This window comes from Yoonia sp. KMU-150 (assembly GCF_056858355.1).
The window spans coordinates 70,702-88,498 of the sequence record NZ_JBXEQF010000002.1 but is presented as its reverse complement, the minus strand read 5'-3'; the positions used below and the strand labels follow the sequence as shown (position 1 = coordinate 88,498).

18 protein-coding genes are annotated in these 17,797 nt (G+C 61.3%); 7 read left to right on the top strand and 11 right to left on the bottom strand.

All coding sequences use genetic code 11. The annotated features are described in order from the left end of the window. Positions 1–9 precede the first annotated feature (9 nt). Entirely contained in the window at positions 10–1,005 is a 996-nt protein-coding gene (locus AC04PH_RS13215; RefSeq protein ID WP_483066285.1) for an asparaginase, read from the bottom strand. Positions 1,006–1,259: 254 nt separating this feature from the next. Between AC04PH_RS13215 and AC04PH_RS13210 the strand changes: the two genes are divergently transcribed. The 3 genes from AC04PH_RS13210 to AC04PH_RS13200 all read left to right on the top strand — a co-directional run bounded on the left by AC04PH_RS13210 (position 1,260) and on the right by AC04PH_RS13200 (position 3,302). Next, the gene (locus AC04PH_RS13210) at positions 1,260–1,766 is read left to right on the top strand and encodes an invasion associated locus B family protein (protein WP_483066914.1); all 507 of its coding nucleotides are present in this window, start codon (positions 1,260–1,262) and stop codon (positions 1,764–1,766) included. 97 nt (positions 1,767–1,863) lie between these two features. Further along, a complete protein-coding gene (gene rlmN, locus AC04PH_RS13205) occupies positions 1,864–3,045 on the top strand; it encodes a dual-specificity RNA methyltransferase RlmN (protein WP_483066284.1) in 1,182 nt (393 codons plus the stop codon). 38 nt (positions 3,046–3,083) lie between these two features. Further along, positions 3,084–3,302, top strand: a complete 219-nt coding sequence (locus AC04PH_RS13200; protein ID WP_483066283.1) for a hypervirulence associated TUDOR domain-containing protein — start codon at positions 3,084–3,086, stop codon at positions 3,300–3,302. On the opposite strand, the gene AC04PH_RS13195 is transcribed toward AC04PH_RS13200, so the two are convergent. The 8 genes from AC04PH_RS13195 to AC04PH_RS13160 form a co-directional block, all read right to left on the bottom strand. Beyond that, complete coding sequence (locus tag AC04PH_RS13195; protein ID WP_483066282.1) at positions 3,299–4,198, bottom strand: hypothetical protein; 900 nt, start codon at positions 4,196–4,198, stop codon at positions 3,299–3,301. The genes AC04PH_RS13200 and AC04PH_RS13195 overlap by 4 nt on opposite strands. Before the next feature lie 58 nt (positions 4,199–4,256). Then, positions 4,257–5,375: a Gfo/Idh/MocA family protein gene (locus AC04PH_RS13190; protein ID WP_483066281.1), complete on the bottom strand. Its 1,119-nt coding sequence runs from the start codon at positions 5,373–5,375 to the stop codon at positions 4,257–4,259. A gap of 3 nt (positions 5,376–5,378) precedes the next feature. Continuing rightward, the gene (locus AC04PH_RS13185; RefSeq protein ID WP_483066280.1) at positions 5,379–6,140 is read right to left on the bottom strand and encodes a sugar phosphate isomerase/epimerase family protein; all 762 of its coding nucleotides are present in this window, start codon (positions 6,138–6,140) and stop codon (positions 5,379–5,381) included. A 12-nt stretch (positions 6,141–6,152) separates the two neighbouring features. Next, on the bottom strand, positions 6,153–8,522 hold the full coding sequence (locus AC04PH_RS13180) for a beta-mannosidase (protein WP_483066279.1): 2,370 nt from the start codon (positions 8,520–8,522) through the stop codon (positions 6,153–6,155). Continuing rightward, a complete protein-coding gene (locus AC04PH_RS13175) occupies positions 8,519–9,598 on the bottom strand; it encodes an ABC transporter ATP-binding protein (protein ID WP_483066278.1) in 1,080 nt (359 codons plus the stop codon). Before AC04PH_RS13175 ends, AC04PH_RS13180 begins: the two co-directional genes overlap by 4 nt. 2 nt (positions 9,599–9,600) lie before the next feature. Continuing rightward, positions 9,601–10,527: a carbohydrate ABC transporter permease gene (locus tag AC04PH_RS13170; protein ID WP_483066277.1), complete on the bottom strand. Its 927-nt coding sequence runs from the start codon at positions 10,525–10,527 to the stop codon at positions 9,601–9,603. Further along, entirely contained in the window at positions 10,520–11,437 is a 918-nt protein-coding gene (locus AC04PH_RS13165) for a carbohydrate ABC transporter permease (RefSeq protein WP_483066276.1), read from the bottom strand. The genes AC04PH_RS13170 and AC04PH_RS13165 overlap by 8 nt, the downstream gene beginning before the upstream one ends. 91 nt (positions 11,438–11,528) lie before the next feature. Further along, on the bottom strand, positions 11,529–12,755 hold the full coding sequence (locus AC04PH_RS13160; protein WP_483066275.1) for an ABC transporter substrate-binding protein: 1,227 nt from the start codon (positions 12,753–12,755) through the stop codon (positions 11,529–11,531). Between the two features lie 199 nt (positions 12,756–12,954). Between AC04PH_RS13160 and AC04PH_RS13155 the strand changes: the two genes are divergently transcribed. After that, positions 12,955–14,013 (top strand): LacI family DNA-binding transcriptional regulator, encoded by a 1,059-nt coding sequence (locus tag AC04PH_RS13155; RefSeq protein WP_483066274.1) that lies wholly within the window; start codon positions 12,955–12,957, stop codon positions 14,011–14,013. Here AC04PH_RS13155 and AC04PH_RS13150 read toward each other — a convergent pair. Next, positions 14,010–15,020: a hypothetical protein gene (locus AC04PH_RS13150; protein WP_483066273.1), complete on the bottom strand. Its 1,011-nt coding sequence runs from the start codon at positions 15,018–15,020 to the stop codon at positions 14,010–14,012. The two genes, AC04PH_RS13155 and AC04PH_RS13150, sit on opposite strands and share 4 nt — an antisense overlap. 134 nt (positions 15,021–15,154) lie before the next feature. Beyond that, positions 15,155–16,000 (bottom strand): LOG family protein, encoded by an 846-nt coding sequence (locus tag AC04PH_RS13145; RefSeq protein ID WP_483066272.1) that lies wholly within the window; start codon positions 15,998–16,000, stop codon positions 15,155–15,157. A 50-nt stretch (positions 16,001–16,050) separates the two neighbouring features. Between AC04PH_RS13145 and AC04PH_RS13140 the strand changes: the two genes are divergently transcribed. The 3 genes from AC04PH_RS13140 to AC04PH_RS13130 are packed head-to-tail and all read left to right on the top strand — an operon-like array spanning position 16,051 to position 17,788. After that, positions 16,051–16,614: a thioredoxin family protein gene (locus AC04PH_RS13140; protein ID WP_483066271.1), complete on the top strand. Its 564-nt coding sequence runs from the start codon at positions 16,051–16,053 to the stop codon at positions 16,612–16,614. Between the two features lie 59 nt (positions 16,615–16,673). Then, a complete protein-coding gene (gene dapD / locus AC04PH_RS13135) occupies positions 16,674–17,501 on the top strand; it encodes a 2,3,4,5-tetrahydropyridine-2,6-dicarboxylate N-succinyltransferase (protein ID WP_483066270.1) in 828 nt (275 codons plus the stop codon). Beyond that, entirely contained in the window at positions 17,501–17,788 is a 288-nt protein-coding gene (locus tag AC04PH_RS13130; protein WP_483066269.1) for a hypothetical protein, read from the top strand. The genes dapD and AC04PH_RS13130 overlap by 1 nt, the downstream gene beginning before the upstream one ends. The last annotated feature ends 9 nt before the right edge of the window (positions 17,789–17,797 follow it).

Genomic DNA, 17,797 nt, shown 5'->3' with positions numbered 1-17,797 from the left:
GGCGTTTCCTTAAATTAGATTTGCAGCCGGGCGCATCTGGCCGGTGACGATGCCGCGCCAGTTGGCGATAGGCGGTGCCATGCGCGCCAGCGTGGCGGGGTGCTGAGGGTCCAGCACACCCAGCTTGACGAGGATCGCGGCAATCGCGGCCTCGCTCGCGCGTGTCGCACCGTCCGCGATCTTGAGCGCGACACCCAGCCGTTTTTCAGGGATGATGGCGATAAAATACCCTTCGGCCCCAGTCTTGATCGCAACCTTGTGGTCCATCGCGCGCATCAGGTCCGTACAGGCACGCGTTTCACCTGCGACAAGCTCCGGGTAGGTGGCCATGGATTGTGTCAGGCGTGCGGCGGCCTTTGAGCGCGTGTCGCTGCGGTCCTGCGCAGTCGCAAAAAACGCCATGGCGCGCGCCATACCGTGCATGGTGCAGGCGTGGTTCGGGGCGGAACAGCCATCGACACCCCAGAGCGGCGAAGTCTCCTGCGTGACCTCCTCGAAAGCGGCCTTGCAGGCCTGCTGCACGGGGTGGCCAATCTCGTGATAGTCCGGCCCCGCGTTCAGATGCTGCGTCAGCGTGAGAAACCCCGCGTGTTTGCCCGAACAATTGTTGTGAATCTGGCAAGGACTTTCGCCCGCACAGATCATACGGTTGCGGACGGCCAGATCGCGCGATTCCTGCGGACCGCAGCGAAAATCGTCGTCTCTCAGCCCCAGGTGGTCGAGCCAAGCGCCGACCTTTGCCGAGTGGACGTCGGCCCCCTGATGCGAGGCGCAGGCCAGTGCCAATTGCTCATCCGTCAGGCGATGCGCGTCGGCCGCCCCGCTTTCAATCAACGGCAGGGCCTGCAGCATCTTGGAGGATGACCGCGGATAGACGACTGCCTGTGGATCGCCCCAAGCGTGCAGGATTTCACCGTCCGCACCGCACACCACGGCGTGACCCCGATGCACGGACTCCAGCAGGTCACCACGCCAGATTTCGACCAGATCGACCGTATTGTCCATGAAGCCCCCTTTCTGCGCCGCGCCCTTTCGCCGCATCGGCCCACCGACAGGCGCGATCAGGGCTTTCAAACCCGGGCGGTTTTTTGCTACCACCTTGCCTATCGCGTTGAAACCGCCCCCGCCAGCCGGAAAAGTGCCATCAGAAGGCGCAGCCCGGCGCATCGCTGGACATATGCAGCACCGCGGCGCGGGTCGGGGCAACCAGAGGCAAGGACAGCTTGGAGGCTGTAGTTATGAAATTGAAGTTTTACGGGATGATCGGCGCCATTGCAGCACTTGGTATGACGGCCCCCGTCCACGCGCAGGAAAGCAATAACCGTGTCGCCGCGAATACGGACTGGAGCGTATTCGTGGAGGACGATCCAAAGGAATGCTGGGGCGTATCGGCCCCCAAAGAAACCGTGAACACCCGCGACGGCAATGTCGTGACCGTCCGGCGTGGTGACATCTTGCTGTTCGTGTTCTACCGCCCCGGTGCATCGGTGCAGGGTCAGGTGGCATTTACCGGTGGATACCCCTTTGCAAGCGGCTCCACCGCAAACCTCGATATCGGGGGCACGACTTTCCAGCTGTTCACCGAGGGCGAATGGGCCTGGCCTGCTACGCCAGAGGATGACCAGCGCATCGTCGCCGCGATGAAACGCGGTGCAAGTGCCGTGATCACAGCGCGGTCAGGCCGCGGCACGGTGACGACCGATACGTTCTCGCTGCTGGGCTTTACTGCGGCGGTCGAGGCGGCAGAGCGGCGTTGCGCCGGCTAGGCGTCATTCCACCTCACATACGGCAGGGCGCGGTTTTCCATTGGAAACCGCGCCTTTTCGCTTATATGAGGCGCAACTTCACGCACGAGGGTTCCCCATGACCGCCAAAGCCCCGATCACGCAAGACATGCTGACCCTGCCCCGCAAGGATGCGCCGGGCGGGCTGCCGAACCTTGTCGGCATGACACGCGACGCGATGCGCGCGGCGTTGATCGCCGCGGGCACGTCGGAAAAGCAGGCGAAGATGCGGGTCGGGCAAATTTGGCAGTGGATCTATCACTGGGGCGTGCGTGATTTCGCGGCGATGACGAACCTGTCCAAGGATTACCGCGCGATGCTGGCGGAAAAGTTCGTAATCGCGCTGCCCGAAATCGTGACGAAACAGGTGTCCGAGGACGGCACGCGCAAGTATCTGGTGCGGATCGCAGGCGGTAACGAGGTCGAGGTCGTCTATATCCCTGAAACCGATCGCGGTACGCTATGTATCTCCAGCCAGGTTGGTTGCACGCTCACTTGCACCTTCTGCCACACCGGCACGCAAAAGCTGGTCCGCAACCTGACCAGTGCCGAGATCATCGGGCAGGTCATGGTCGCGCGCGACGATCTGGGCGAATGGCCCACGCAGGGCGCGCCCAAGAACGAAACCCGCCTACTATCCAACATTGTCTTGATGGGGATGGGAGAGCCACTGTATAATTTCGAGAACGTGCGCGACGCGATGAAGATCGCCATGGACCCTGACGGCATTCAACTGTCGCGTCGCCGGATCACGCTGTCGACCTCAGGCGTGGTGCCCGAAATTGCCCGCACCGCGCAGGAAATCGGCTGCCAGCTGGCCGTGTCGTTCCATGCCACCACCGACGAGGTGCGCGACGTGCTGGTGCCGATCAACAAGCGCTGGCCGATTGCCGCTCTGCTGGACGCGCTGCGCGACTACCCCAAGGTGTCCAATTCCGAACGAATCACCTTTGAATACGTGATGCTGGACGGCGTGAATGACAGCGATGAAGACGCCCGCCGCCTGATCAAGCTGATCGACGGCATCCCGGCCAAGATCAACCTGATCCCGTTCAACGAATGGCCCGGGTCGGCCTATACACGGTCATCCAACAACCGCATCCGCACCTTCGCCGATATCATCTACAAGGCAGGCTACGCTTCGCCCATCCGCACGCCTCGGGGTGAGGATATCATGGCCGCTTGCGGACAGTTGAAATCGGCGACCGAACGCGAGCGCAAGTCACGCAGACAGATTGCCGCGGAAACCGGAACGGGCTGAACGGCGTTCTTCCTGCGATCAACGCAAGGAGACTGCACATGGCCGACTACAACGAAGGCGACAAGGTCGAGTGGGACTGGGGCAATGGCACCGGGACCGGCAAGGTCGCGAAGAAATACACCCAGAAGATCACGCTCAAGATCGACGGGACGGAGGTAACCCGTAATGCCAGCGACGACGATCCGGCCTACAAGATCGAACAGGACGACGGCGACGAGGTTCTGAAATCCGGGTCCGAACTGCGCAAGGCCAGCTAGTCGCCCTGATCGGTGCCGTCCTCTTTAGGCGCATTGCCAAGCTTCTTCAGTGTGTCCTTGTAACGCTTGATTTCCGCGTCATGCGTATCCAGCACCGATCTGCGCCAGTCCCTGATGCGTTTGCGCTCCTTCTTTGGCGTATCATTCGTGACAAAGACTTTCAGCAACTCCTCCCACCGCAACCGGGTTGCCTCACGTTCTGCCGTCTCACGGGCAAGTTCGTCCTTCATATCAGCCCGAACCACCTTGCGCGCCTTCGATGCCGACGGAACATAGGGCGCGCCCTCGATCTCTACCGGATCGCGAAACGTATAGGTTTCCTCTTCGCCGTCGTTACAGCTGTCTTCGGTGAAGCCCCGAAATTTGACCCCCGTAGGCACGGCAAGGATCATATCAGCCACGCGCCGCTTCGGGCCACCGGACAGGGAGAAGAACCGGTAATTGAATGCGACGTAGATCGAAAAACTGATCTTGGGATCGAACTCGGCCTTGAAGGCCTTGATCGGCACCGGTTGCTTCAGCTCTCCGAATTGTTGCCGGACTGACCCGACCCATTGCGCAGGCGTCACGCCCGCCGTCTTAATCGCACGGGAAATGGCCTTGCGAATGATCTTGATGTCCGGTGTCCCGAAGCGGGTCGTTGGATCATGATGGGTCGCGAAGAAGACGATTTCGGCTGGCGCGTGGACAGTGTCGCCGGGCCCCAAGCCAATCCGTTTTTCTGCAGGACCTTTGCAGTCATATTGAAAAACACGCCTGTAGGTCCGGTCATACAGTGTGCGCGTCATTGCCTTTTGGTGGGCATACCTGCCGGGAAAGATACTGAACCTGTGCCTTTCGACGTAAGGCGTGAATGGATGCAGCTTATAGGTCGTCTGACCGATGGTGATTTTCATGGCCGGTCCCTCCCCGGCCCCCACTATAGCACAGCGGGGGCCGCAGGAGCGTGGCCAATCAAGCCAGAAGCGCGCGCGCCTCGTCCGGTGACAATGACACCGGACGATCGCAGGTTGTGGACAACTCGATGAACCGCTTTGCCTCGCCCGCTTTCAGAATGCTGGTCATCACGTCGACGGCATGCACAGCAAGCTCGATGTTGCAGCGATGCTCTCGACCTTCGGTGATAGCCGTCGCCATATCCGCAAGCCCCGCACAGCGATAGTTCGCGCGGTCGTCCTGGTTGGGCACACCGAAAGGATGATCCCATTCCGACAGCGGCTTCGCCTTGCCGTCTTCGCCCGCGATCTCGACGGTGCCGCCAAAGAAATTCGGGTCGGGCAGAAACAGCGTGCCGTCCGCGCCATAGAGTTCCATATGACCGTGCCGATGCGCCCAGACATCCCAGCTGGTGCCCATGGTCACTGTCGCGCCATTGGCGAATTCCAGCAACGCATGGATATTGGTCGGGGTGGTGACGGGGATTACCTCGCCGTTGCGGGCACCGTTGCCGATGGTACGTTCGGTAAATGTGGTCGTGGCCAGCGCGGCCACGCTTTTGACCGGTCCGAGCAATTGCAGGAGGTTGGTCACGTAGTAGGGTCCGATATCAAGCACCGGCCCCGCACCGGGTTTGTAGAAAAAGTCCGGGTTGGGGTGCCAGGCCTCCATTCCGTGGCCCATGACGTGACAGGTGCCACCAATGATCCGGCCGACGTCGCCCGCGTCGATCGCAGCGCGCGCGCGTTGATGCGAGCCACCCAGAAACGTGTCGGGGGCCGAACCGATTTGCAGGCCCTTTGCCTCCGCCAGATCGCGGAGGTCCTTACCCTCCTCCAGCGTCAGCACCAGCGGTTTTTCCGAATAGGCGTGCTTGCCCGCTTCAAGGATCCGACGGGTGATCTTGTAGTGCACATCCGGGATCGTGAGGTTCACGACGACATCGACATCTTCCGCCGCAAGCAGATCGTCCACCGTCTCGGCGCGAATACCGTATTCATCGGCCCGGGCGCGGGCGGCATCCATATTGATATCGGCAATGGCGACCAGTTTCAGCGCCTTGAAAATTGGCGCGAACTGAAGATATGTCGTCGAGATATTTCCGGCACCGATGATGCCGACACCAAGTTGTGTCATCGTTCAGGCCCCTTTACCGAAGTTTGCGATGGTCTTGTAGGATCGTTGCGCGAAGCGCGCGTCGTCATTCGGGTTGTCGTGTTCGGCGACAAGATGATCGACACCTGCACGCTGAAGTGCGGCGTAGATGCTGGCCCAGTCCATGATGCCATGCCCGACGTCGGCCCAGCCATCTTCGTCTTCGTTCTCTCCGTCGGGCGCGATATCCTTGACATGCACGGCGGCGATGCGCCCAGCATATTTTTCGATCCACTCCGCCGGATCGAAACCTGCAACCCGGACCCATCCCAGATCAAGCTCCAGCGAGAGGTCATCCGAGGCAGCGGCGATCAGATCAAGTGGCAGGTCGCCTTCCGGCGTCGCTTCGAACTCGAAATCGTGGTTGTGCCAGCCAAATCGGATACCCGCGTCCAGAAATGGTTTGCCCGCGTCCGCAAGGGTCTTACCGAAAGCGGTCCATCCTTTTGCATCGGTCGGACGGTCACCTGCCGCCAGATGCGGCACGAAAACTGCGCGCATATTCAATGCCTTGGCGGTGGCCAGCGCCGCCGCCGCATTGTCGCCGGTCACGTCTGATAGCCCCATATGGCTGCTGCTCATGGTCAGTCCGTGCTGATCCAGTCCGGTCTTGAGGCCAACGACATCGCCCAGGATACCGCCGTAGCCTTCGACCTCGGCAAAGCCGGCCTTGGCGATCATGGCGAGGGTGTCGTCGAGCGGTGGAAAATTCCGCGAACAATAGAGTTGATAGGATATATGAGTCATGGACGGGTCCTTTCAGATCATCGTGGCACTGTGCAGGTCGCGCAGCGTAAAGTGCGTTTTCGCGTCTGCCTCGGCGGGGGTGAAGATCACCCTGCGCGTCTCTCCGGGCAGCATGTCGAAGGCGTTGTCGCTGAAACGTCCGGCGCAATCGGCTTCGAGTCCGACAAAAAGCGCCAGGCCATCGGCGGTGATGGTGAGCGTATTGTCAGCGGTCTCCAAATGCAGACCTGCAGGGCGCAGATCATAGGTTTTGTAAGGTTGCGGGGCGTGGTGCGTGCGTCCGCAAACGCCGCCGTTTTCCCAATCGACCACCAGAATTTCATCGGCGCGTAAGTCGGATAGAGGAATGCGGGCCAGATCGCGCGCGACGTCGGACAATGCGGCATCCTGCTTGAGCAACAGCCGACACTTGCCGTCGAGGTTCACCGCCTGCGCAATTACCGTCAGCTCGACGCCAACCGGCGCGTCGTTGACGCCGCGCAGCACGAGGTCCGCACCTTCAGGAATGATGGAAACGAGCACCGGCGCATAGAAGTCACGTGCCATGTAGTGCAGCAGCTTCCAGTCGCCCCCGTGATCGAGCGACGCCCAGGAGCAGACTGGCCAGGTGTCGTTCAACTGCCAGATCAGCGTGCCCATGCAGTGCGGCTTGAGCGACCGCCAGTGGGTCACCGCCGTGCGGATCGCGAGGCCCTGTTGCACTTGGCTCAAGTACACGAAATCGCTGAATTTTTCCGGCCAGCGGAAATAACGGAACATGGTCTCGGCGATGCGGGCGTTGCCGCCTGCGTTCTTCTGGTGGCTTTCGAAGATCGGGGCGGCGATGTTGTGGTCAGTGGGATCGGAAAACCGCCGGATCGCGTTCATGCCGGGGTAGCTTTGAAAGCCGAATTCGGAACAGAAGCGCGGGGCAACGTCGCGGTAGTGATCGAAGTCGCGGCCTTCGTGCCAGACGGACCAGAAGTGCATATCGCCGGAACCGTCGTTGTGGAACGTGTCGCCGAAATTCAGCGGCCCGGCAGAGGGGGACGAGGGCCACCAATTCGCGTCGGGATCGGTCTCGAAAAGAGCATCCTCGACCGCGCGGTTCAGCCTGTCGTAGTTCACCAGATAGCGGTCGCGGTCATTCTTGCTGACATCGTACCATGTAATCGAGCCGACGAGTTCGTTGTCACCACACCAGAGCGCGAGGCAGGCGTGGTGCTGCAAGCGCGCGACGTTATCCGCAATTTCCGCTTTGACTTCAGCAAGATACGCGCGGTCGGATGGATACAGGTTGCATGCGAACGTGAAATCTTGCCAGACTATCAGGCCCAGTTCGTCGCAGGTGTCGTAGAACGAGGTCGGCTCGTACCGGCCGCCGCCCCAGACGCGGATCATGTTCATGTTGGCGTCGACAGCGGATTGCAGAAGGTCGCGGGTTTTGGCATCGGTGATGGCACCGGGCAGCGCGTCCGCCGGGATCCAGTTCGCCCCCTTGGCGAAGATGTCGCGCCCGTTGACACGGAATTTAAAACCAAGGCCGGTGGCATCCTTCTCGGTGATCAGTTCCATGGATCGCAGGCCGATCCGGCGGGTCGCCACGGCGCTGCCGGCGCTCAGTTTCAGATCGTAAAGTGTCTGGTCGCCCTGCCCTGCCGGCCACCATAAATCGGGGTCTGAAATGCGTGCACAGAGCGTGCACAGCCCGTGCACCGCGGTGCCGCCGATTTTCTGGCCTTCGATTTCCATTTCGACCGGCCCGTCGTGGTTGGTGACATGCGCCGTGACAGTCAATTCGACACCGCCGCCGGTATGATCCTGCGTAACTTGAACCCGGTCGATCCGGGTCGCGGCGGAGCGCTGGATTTCAAGTGCTCCGTAAACCCCGAACGGGGCCAGCGCGATGTTCCAGTCCCAGCCGAAATCGCAGGCAGGTTTGCGCAGGAAGTTGCCGTAGGGAATCGGGCAGTTCCAGCTCCACGGTATTTCGAAGGGGTGGGCGTCGTACGCGGCCTTTCCCGCCGCGACAGGGGAGTGGAAGGTGATGGTGATCGTGTTGGTGCCTTCGCGGGCTGCCTTGCGTAGCGGAATCCGATAGGTGCGAAAGGCATTGCGCGCCTCCAACACGACCGTGTCGTTCACGCGGACCGTCGCCACTGTGTCGAGTTCGGACAAAACCAGATCGACATCGGTATCGGTCAGCGCGAAATCGCGCGTGGCGACCCAATCGCGTTCGCAAATCCAGCGCAGGTCATATTCGTTCCGGCCCCAATAGGGATCGGGGATGAGACCGGCGCGATGCAGGGCCGTGATACCATCGCCGGGCAGCGCAAGCGTGCAGGCATGATCGCCGTCGGCATCGAAAAGTCGCCAGTCACCGGCGAGTGAAAGGGATGTCATAGCCGGTTTTCATCACTCTTGTCGAAGAGCGACGCGCGCGCGGGGTCGATGCCGATGTCGAGCATATCGCCCTCTTTCACCCGTGCCTGACCATCCATGCGGATGCGGAAGGTCTCGTTATTGACCTTGGCATAGACCAAGGTATCGGAGCCCATTGGTTCGACCAGATCGACAGGCACAGTCATCTGCACCGGCGCGCCGGAGGTCAGCTCCCCAGTAACGATATGTTCGGGCCGGATACCGATGGTCACCGCGCGCTCGCCGCTGGGCGTATCGGCGAACTGATAGCCGGTCATGGGCAGCGTCAGGTCCCCCGATGTGAATACGCCGTCTTTCAGCGTCCCTTCGCGGAAGTTCATCGAGGGCGAGCCGATGAAATCGGCCACATAGAGATTGCGCGGCTGGTTGTAGATTTCGTCGGGCGTGCCAAGCTGCATGATCTTGCCGCCCTTCATCACCGCGATCCGGTCGGCGAGGGTCATCGCCTCCACCTGATCGTGGGTGACGTAGATCATGGTGTTTTCAAGCTGGTTGTGCAGGCGCTTCAATTCAACACGCAGGTCCACACGCAGCTTTGCGTCGAGGTTGGACAGCGGTTCATCGAACAGAAAGACATCGACGTCGCGCACCAGCGCGCGACCGATTGCGACACGCTGGCGCTGCCCACCTGACAAAGCGCCCGGCTTGCGGTTCAGCAGTGCTTCGATCTGCAGGATTTCGGCGGCGCGTTGGACCCGGCGTTCGATTTCGTCCTTCGGCACCTTGGCGTTCTTGAGGCCGAACGACAGGTTACCCTTCACCGTCATCTGGGGGTAGAGCGCGTAGCTTTGGAACACCATGCCGATGCCGCGATCGCTGGGTTCGGCCCATGTGACGTTCTGGCCCTTGATGAAAATCTGCCCGGCGGTGACCTCCAGCAGGCCCGCGATGCAGTTCAGCAGCGTGGACTTGCCGCAGCCCGAAGACCCCAGCAGGACGATGAATTCACCTTCGCGGATATCGAGGTTGAGATCCTTGAGCACCTTCACGGCACCGAAGCTGAGGTCGAGGTTCTTGATTTCTACGGAATTGGTCATGTTCAGCCTTTGACTGCGCCAGCGGCGATACCGCGCACGAAGAGTTTGCCGGATGCGAAGTAGATGACGAGTGGCACGAGACCGGTCAGCAGTGTCGCGGCCATGTTGACGTTGTATTCCTTCACGCCCTGCACGGAGTTCACGATGTTATTGAGCTGCACCGTCATCGGATAGGTGGCGGGTTTGGTGTAGATCACGCCGAACAGAAAATCGTTCCAGATGCCGGTGACCTGAAGGATGATCGCCACGACGAAGATCGGCAGGGCCATAGGCAGCATGATCTGGAAATAAATCTGCCAGAACCCGGCACCGTCGACGCGGGCGGCCTTGAACAGTTCTTCTGGGATCGAGGCGAAGTAGTTGCGAAAGAGCAGCGTCAGGATCGGCATACCGAACACGGTATGCACCAGCACCAGCCCCCAGAGGTCGCCCATCAGGCCGATTTCGCGCAGCATGATCACGATGGGATAGAGCATCGTCTGGTAGGGGATGAAGGCGCCGATGATGAGGATGGTAAAGAACACCTCCGACCCTTTGAATTTCCAGTTCGACAGCGCGTAGCCGTTGATCGACGCGATGGCGATGGACAACAGGACCGAAGGGATCAGGATTTGCACGGAATTCCAGAAGCCCTTGGACAGGCCGGTGCAGTCGAGCCCGGTGCAGGCCTCTGACCATGCCTTTGTCCAGGCGGCTGTCGTGACCTCCAGCGGTGGGCCGAAGACGTTGCCGAGCCGGATTTCGGGCATCCCCTTGAGCGATGTGACGATCATCACGTAGAGCGGCAGCAGGTAATACATGCTGACGATGATGAGCGTGCCGTAGAGGAAAATATTGGCGCGAGAGAACCGGCGGCGCGGGCGTGGGCCAGATGGGCCAGTGGCGGCGTCTGCCGCAATTGCGGGGTTCAGCGTTGCGGGATTAGCCACGTTTCTTGCCTCCGAATTCGAGGTATGCCCATGGGATCAGAATGATGATCACAGAGCAGAGCATCATCGTGGAAGCAGCGAAACCCTGTCCGAGGTTCTGGGCGCGGAACATATATTCGATGACGTATTTCGCCGGCACCTCGGAGGACAGGCCGGGGCCGCCGTTGGTCTGGGCGACGACGAGGTCATAAAGTTTGATGATGCCAGAGGCGATGAGAACCAGCGAAGTCACGAAGACCGGGCGCATCATCGGGATGATCACCACGACATAGGTTTTCACGGTGCCGATGCCGTCGACCTTGGCTGCTTTCCAGATATCCTCGTCGATGCCGCGCAGGCCTGCCAGCATGATGCACATAATCAGCCCGGTGCCTTGCCACAGGCCCGCGATCAGCAGGCCGAACATGACGATATCGGGGTTGTTGAGCGGGTCGAAGTTGAAGCTGGTCCAACCCCAGTCGCGCACGACGCTTTGAAAACCGAAGTCGGGGTTGAGGATCCACTGCCAGGCGAGGCCGGTCACGACGAAGGACAGGGCGAAGGGGTAGAGGAAAATCGTGCGAAAGGCGCTTTCGAACCGGATTTTCCGATCCAGACAGGCGGCGAGGCAAAAGCCGATGGTCAGCGTCAGGATCATCGAGAAGACGCCGTAGACGGCGAGGTTCTTGATCGAGATGATCCAGCGGTCGGTATTCCAGAGCCGCTCATACTGGTCGAAGCCGACCCAGTTCGTTTTGGGCAGCATCCGCGAGCCAGTGAAGGAATAAACGACCGTCCAGAGCGTGCCGCCGACGAAGACGAAGAGTGCGGTCACGATCATCGGGATAGAGGCGATCTTGGCGGACAGGTTCCTGAACAGGCGGATCGGCCTGCGCGCGGGCTGTGCTAGGGGGTCCGGTGCCACGGTCATCGTGTCGGCTCCACTTGAATAACGGATGATCTGGGGTGGTGTCGCCCGGCGCAACGGGTGCGCCGGGCGTGCGTGCAGTGACGCTCAGGGCCTAGTCGGCGCTGGCGATGATATCTGCATATTTTTCCTGCGCTTCGGCGGCAGGCATGTCGGAGGACCAGAACTGCGCCATCAGATCCTCGATCTGGGTCTGCGTGTCGGCTGACAGGTTCATGTCGCCCGATGGCAGCACGCCACCGTCAGCCAGGATACCGAGGCCCTTTTGCATGCAGCCGTTGGCCGCGGACATATCGATGTCACCGCGCACGGGCAAGGAGCCCTTGGCGAGGTTGAAGGACACCTGCACCTCTGGCGAGATCAGCAGGGCGGCCAGTTCTTTCTGGGCTGCGGTGATTTCTGGATCATCGTTGACCGGGAAGTAGAACGCATCGCCGCCGGTATCGAGAATGGCGTTCAGACCCAGACCGGGCAGGCAGGAGTAATCCTCGCCCTCGACCTGTTCGGCCACGGCGAATTCGCCCTGGGCCCAGTCGCCCATCAGCTGCGCGCCGGCCTCGCCGGTGATGACCATGTTGGTGGCCTGGTTCCAGTCCTGCACGTTGCTGTCACGTGCCAGTTCACGGGCGGCCGCGACGGCCTCGAACACTGCGGTATATTCAGGACCGCGAGCGACATCCGCATTCTTGTTCACGGTGACTTCGCGCCAGGCGTCAAGACCGGCGACGGCGATGGTGATCGCACCGAACGCAAGGTTCTGCTGCCAGCCCTGCTGACCCATGGCGAGTGGCACAAGGCCCGCCTCTTGCAGCTGGGGTGCGGTTTCGACAAATTCGTTCCAGTCGGATGGTACGTCCAGACCGGCCTTTTCATAGGCGTCGTGGGACAGCCACAGCCACTGCGCGGAGTGGATGTTGACGGGCACGCAGTAAATCTTGCCGTCCAGCGTGCAGGATTCCAGAAGTGCGGGAGGGTTGACCAGATCGGCCCAGCCGCCGGCCTCTGCCACGTCGGTCAGATCGAGCATCAGACCAGCCTCGATCAGTTCCTCGGCCTGACGACCGTGGTTGAGCTGTGTGGCGCCCATGGGATCGCCGCCGAGAATACGCGAAATGATGATCGGACGTGCCGTGCCGCCGGAACCGGCAATGGCACCGTCGACCCAGGTGTGTTCGGTGGCGTTGAACGCTTCGGCAAACTTTGCGACAGCGGCAGCTTCACCGCCGGATGTCCACCAATGGGTGACTTCAAGTTCGACCGCGGACGCGGCGGATGCGCTGACGATGGCCGTCGCCGCCAGCAGTTTGGTTGTGAGTTTCACGATTCTCTCCTCCCGTTTCTAAATCGTTGTAGAAAATTCTATATCGTTTTAGATTGGTCAGGCAAGACATAAAAGTTCCCTGTCGGAATCGTTGGCGCAACTCTATGCCGCTACTGAATAAATTTCCGGCACGGGATCAGAGAATCACCGCGCCCTGACCGTCGGACATGCAGGGGTGGCAAGAACAGGGGGCCAAACCATGGCACGACAAAAAGCGACGATCCGCCCCCGACTGCCGGTCGAGTTGGCGATGCCGCCCGATGGCAAGCCGACGTTGAAGACCATCGCGCAGATCAGCGGGCTTGCGGTGCCCACCGTGTCACGCGCACTCAACGATGCGCCCGACATCAAGTCGGCGACGAAGACGCTCGTGCGGCAGATCGCGAAAGACATCGGTTATGTCCCGAACCGGGCAGGTGTACGTCTGCGCACGGGGCGGACAAGCGTGATCAGTCTGGTGATGTCGACGGAACACGACAGCCACACGGCGCAGCTGATATCCTCCGTCGCCGCGGGATTGCAGGATACGCGATTTCATCTCAACGTCACGCCCTATACCCCTGGGGACGACCCGATGAAGCCGGTGCGATATATCGTCGAGACCGGGTCGGCCGACGCTGTGATTCTCAACAAGATCGAACCGGCGGACCCGCGCATCGCCTATCTGATGGAGCGGAGTTTTCCCTTTGCCACGCATGGGCGCAGCCAGTGGGCGGACACGCATCCATACTATGATTTCGATAACGCCGTTTTCGCGCGGCTTGCGCTCGAAACGCTGAATGATCGGCACTGTCGCAACGTGATGGTGATCGCACCACCCGTCACGCAAAGCTATGGTCGGCATATCGTCGATGCCTGCATTACGCAGGGCGCGCGGAACGGTCAATCTGTGACCATCCTGTCTGATGTAACCAGCGACAATGAAGGTGATACCATTGTCGACGCGGTTCGCGCGCATCTGACGGCGCACCCCGAAACCGACGCCGTGATCGCGTCATCGACCACGGCGGCAGTGGCGACTGTCGGCGCGGCAGAGGCGCTGGGCCGACAGATCGGGTCTGATCTGGCCTTGCTGGCGAAAGAAGCGACGCCGTTCCTGCGCCTCTTCCGCTCTGGCATTCTGACGATACCGGAGCGGGTGGAGGACGCCGGTGCGTTTCTGGCGCGCGCCGCGATCCAGGCGATCCGCGCGCCGGACGAACCGCCGATGCAGGCGTTGGAACTGCCCGATACGGTGATCGACAAGAGCGCGATCTAGCCGTCCCGGTTCCGCAACCAGCGAAACACAGGCTTGTTGCGCCCGGTATGGCTGCGCAGGCCAAGCGAGCCGATGTAGGACATGAAACAGTCGCCCGTCTGTCCGTAGTAGGTCGCGTATTCGGTCGCCGTCTCCTCGGGGATATCGTGGAGCCAGACCAGCGTGACCAAGGGCATCGCCTCGGTGTTTTCCGCGGCAAAGCGCAGCACTTCCTGCGTATAAATCCGCTGACCCTCTTCCGTCGCACCGCAGCCGCCGCCGGGATAACCTGTTTCCGTCAGATAGACCGGTGTGCGATCGGCCAGTGCAATCATGTCCGACAGGGTAGCGGCCGCGTTGCGCGGATTCTGGACCTGAAATTCCGGGGTGATCGGATAATGGTTGATCATCAGCACGTCGCCCAGCGCGGCCAATGCCTGTGCGCGCGGGTCGTCACGCAACCCATTCCACGTCAGTGTGGTGCCGACCGGCACGTCGGGGGCAAGCCGGTGCGCCGCATCGACGGCTGCGGCGAAGAAAACCGCAAATTCATCATAGGTGGTGTCGTCCAGATAGCCGTCGACCTCGTTGCCGATGCCGATGCTGGTCAGGGTGACATCGGGCATCGCGGTCAGCACGTCGGTCAGAAACGCCTCGAAACCGGCGATGACCTCCGGATCGGAAAACGCCTTTTGCTGAAAGGCGCTTGGGCGTCTGTCGGCCACGGTGTCGATCACGGCGATGTTCAAAGTGACCTGCAAGCCCTCGGCGGGATAGACGATGTTCGCGATGCCCGGCCAGTCGGGGTCGGGCGCATAGGTCCCGTCAGGGGCCATCAGATCCCAATAGAGCGTGAGGCTCGTCGCTTGCGCGCCAGCGGCATCCAACGCGTCGAGTACGACAGTATAGTCTTCGGTCGCGTCCATCGTTCCCGCAATCGACAGAATCGGATCGGACTGCGCGGCGGTGCCGGCAAACAGGCCGACCGACAGGACCAGACGCCTTGCGGCGCTGCGGGGTGAAATCATGCTCTGCCTCCGGCGCGTGTCGACGCACCATATCTGCCTGTCCTGTTTGTCGGACTTTGGGTCAGGATGCGGCAGAACCGCGGTGATTCTCCAGTGCCGGAGCCGCCATGCGGCGGAATTTGTCGCAGGTGTGACTATCGCCCTGGAATCTCGCCGCGCTTCTCGCCCTTGCCTTCCCAGTTCTCCAGCGCCGCAACGGCTTCCTCGGCGGTTTCGACGAAACGGAAGAGTTCCAGATCATCCGCCGAAATCGTGCCGGCATCGGCCAGCGCCTCCCAGTTGATGATCTTTTCCCAGAATGCGCGCCCGAACAGCAGGAAAGGCACACGGGCCATGCGCCCGGTCTGGATCAGGGTCAGCGCCTCGAAAGTTTCATCAAGCGTGCCGAAGCCACCAGGGAAGACAGTGATCGCCGCGGCGCGCATCAGAAAGTGCATCTTGCGGATCGCGAAGTAATGGAAATTGAAGCACAGCTCGGGCGTGACATAGGCGTTCGGGGCCTGCTCGAACGGCAGAACGATGTTCAGACCGATGGATTTGCCACCGGCGTCCATCGCGCCGCGGTTGCCCGCCTCCATCACGCCGGGACCACCGCCGGTGACGATGACGTTGTCCTTGCCGCCGCTCTCAATCGACTTGCGAGTCATGATCTCGGCGAACTTGCGCGCCTCTTCATAGTAGCGCGACAGATCGGCCAGCGTTTCGGTTCGGGCAGTCTGCCTGAGGTCGGGCGGCGGAATGCGCGCCCCGCCGAACAGCACAACCGTCGAGCAAATCTCGGCCTCGTCCATCAGCAGTTCGGGCTTGAGCAGTTCAAGCTGCAGGCGCACCGGGCGCAGCTCATCACGGCACATAAATTCCTCGTCCGCAAACGCCAGCTTATAGGACGGGGCCTGTGTCTGGGGGGTCACGGGCGTTTGCTGCGCGGCCTTGCGGTCCTGGCCACTGTCACGGAACGGATGTTTGCGGTCGTCTTTCATGGGCTTGCCCTTATCTGTGGAACGGGCAAAGTCACCCGCGTGACGCAAATATGCAATGGGAGAACGTGGTGCTGCTGAAAACGAAACCGTGTGATTTCGGGTGGCCCGCCCCCGATTTCAGTCTGGAAACCCCGGATGGCGCAGTCTGGACCCGGGACAGCGTGATGGGCACACACGGCATGCTGATCGCGTTTATCTGCAATCATTGTCCCTATGTCATCGCCGTGATCGACCGGCTGGCAAAAGACGTTTCGGACCTGCAAAAGGCGGGTATCGGCACCGCCTGCATCATGTCGAACGACTATGCCGCCTATCCCGCTGACAGCCCCGACCGCATGCGCGCATTCGCGAAGACCCACGGGCTGACGGCTCCCTATCTGGTGGACGAGGATCAGAGCGTCGCGCGGGCCTATGGTGCGGTCTGCACGCCCGATTTCTTTGGGTTCGACGCGCAGGGCGGCCTGCAATACCGTGGCCGGATCGACAGCGCGATGATGAACGACCCCGCCGGGCGTGTGCCGGAACTGCGCGACGCGATGTATGCTGTCGCGCGCGGCGAAGGTGGCCCGCAGGACCAGACACCGTCGATGGGCTGTTCGATCAAGTGGCGTTGATTGATGACGGCCCGCTCGCTAGAAGGCCGTAACCGGGATTATCAGGAAAGCCATCGCCCATGTCCAACGCAGCCCTTGAGACCGCCATCGAAGCCGCGTGGGACACCCGCGACCAAATCAGCCCCGCAACGACCGGCGAAACCCGCGAGGCGATCGAGGACACGCTGAACGCGCTGGACAGCGGCAAGCTGCGCGTGGCGGAGCGCCGGGACGACGGGCAATGGCACGTCAATCAGTGGGCCAAGAAGGCCGTGCTGCTGTCGTTCCGCCTGAACGATATGGAGATGGTCGAGGGGTCCAACGGCGGCGGAAGCTGGTGGGACAAGGTCCCTTCGAAGTGGCAGGGATGGGGCGAAAACCAATGGCGCGCCGCCGGTTTCCGCGCGGTGCCCGGGTCCATCGTGCGCCGGTCGGCCTATATCGCGCCGGGCGTCGTTCTGATGCCGTCTTTCGTCAATCTGGGCGCCTATGTCGACGAGGGGTCGATGGTCGATGGCTGGGCCACGGTCGGATCATGCGCGCAGATCGGCAAGAACGTGCACCTGTCGGGCGGTGTAGGGATTGGCGGTGTGCTGGAACCGATGCAGGCGGGGCCGACGATCATCGAGGACAACTGTTTCATCGGTGCAAGGTCCGAGGTGGTCGAGGGCTGCATCGTGCGCGAAGGTTCGGTGTTGGGCATGGGCGTCTTCATCGGCCAATCGACCAAGATCGTGGACCGGGAAACCGGCGAGGTCATGTACGGCGAGGTTCCGCCCTATTCGGTGGTCGTCGCAGGCTCCATGCCGACAAAGAACAACCTGTCGCTCTATTGCGCGGTGATCGTGAAGCGTGTGGACGAGCGCACACGGTCCAAGACCGGCATCAACGAGTTGCTGCGGGACTGATGATCCTCAGCCGCCACCTTGCCAAGGGCCGGATCGCCCGCGACGACCGGCCCGGCTTTGTGGCGGCATGGCTGCCGGTCCTGGGTGACTGGGCGGCCATCCTGCTGGTGCTGGCCCTGATCTTCAATCCGGTAATGACAGCGATCTATGCCGCCCAACCGGGTGAAGGGGCCACCTTTGCCATTCTGTTCTTCGTCTTCTTTGTGCCGATGCAGATCGTGCTGATTGTATCGTCCATGTGGGCGGTCCGGTCGCGCTGGATGGATAAGGACCGGAACCAAATCTGACTGACCTGT

Coding starts and splice junctions, on each gene's coding strand:
- AC04PH_RS13215 (WP_483066285.1), bottom strand. CDS start 1,005: ATGGACAATACGGTCGATCTGGTCGAAATCTGGCGTGGTGACCTGCTG.
- AC04PH_RS13210 (WP_483066914.1), top strand. CDS start 1,260: ATGATCGGCGCCATTGCAGCACTTGGTATGACGGCCCCCGTCCACGCG.
- rlmN (WP_483066284.1), top strand. CDS start 1,864: ATGACCGCCAAAGCCCCGATCACGCAAGACATGCTGACCCTGCCCCGC.
- AC04PH_RS13200 (WP_483066283.1), top strand. CDS start 3,084: ATGGCCGACTACAACGAAGGCGACAAGGTCGAGTGGGACTGGGGCAAT.
- AC04PH_RS13195 (WP_483066282.1), bottom strand. CDS start 4,198: ATGAAAATCACCATCGGTCAGACGACCTATAAGCTGCATCCATTCACG.
- AC04PH_RS13190 (WP_483066281.1), bottom strand. CDS start 5,375: ATGACACAACTTGGTGTCGGCATCATCGGTGCCGGAAATATCTCGACG.
- AC04PH_RS13185 (WP_483066280.1), bottom strand. CDS start 6,140: ATGACTCATATATCCTATCAACTCTATTGTTCGCGGAATTTTCCACCG.
- AC04PH_RS13180 (WP_483066279.1), bottom strand. CDS start 8,522: ATGACATCCCTTTCACTCGCCGGTGACTGGCGACTTTTCGATGCCGAC.
- AC04PH_RS13175 (WP_483066278.1), bottom strand. CDS start 9,598: ATGACCAATTCCGTAGAAATCAAGAACCTCGACCTCAGCTTCGGTGCC.
- AC04PH_RS13165 (WP_483066276.1), bottom strand. CDS start 11,437: ATGACCGTGGCACCGGACCCCCTAGCACAGCCCGCGCGCAGGCCGATC.
- AC04PH_RS13155 (WP_483066274.1), top strand. CDS start 12,955: ATGGCACGACAAAAAGCGACGATCCGCCCCCGACTGCCGGTCGAGTTG.
- AC04PH_RS13150 (WP_483066273.1), bottom strand. CDS start 15,020: ATGATTTCACCCCGCAGCGCCGCAAGGCGTCTGGTCCTGTCGGTCGGC.
- AC04PH_RS13145 (WP_483066272.1), bottom strand. CDS start 16,000: ATGAAAGACGACCGCAAACATCCGTTCCGTGACAGTGGCCAGGACCGC.
- AC04PH_RS13140 (WP_483066271.1), top strand. CDS start 16,051: ATGCAATGGGAGAACGTGGTGCTGCTGAAAACGAAACCGTGTGATTTC.
- dapD (WP_483066270.1), top strand. CDS start 16,674: ATGTCCAACGCAGCCCTTGAGACCGCCATCGAAGCCGCGTGGGACACC.
- AC04PH_RS13130 (WP_483066269.1), top strand. CDS start 17,501: ATGATCCTCAGCCGCCACCTTGCCAAGGGCCGGATCGCCCGCGACGAC.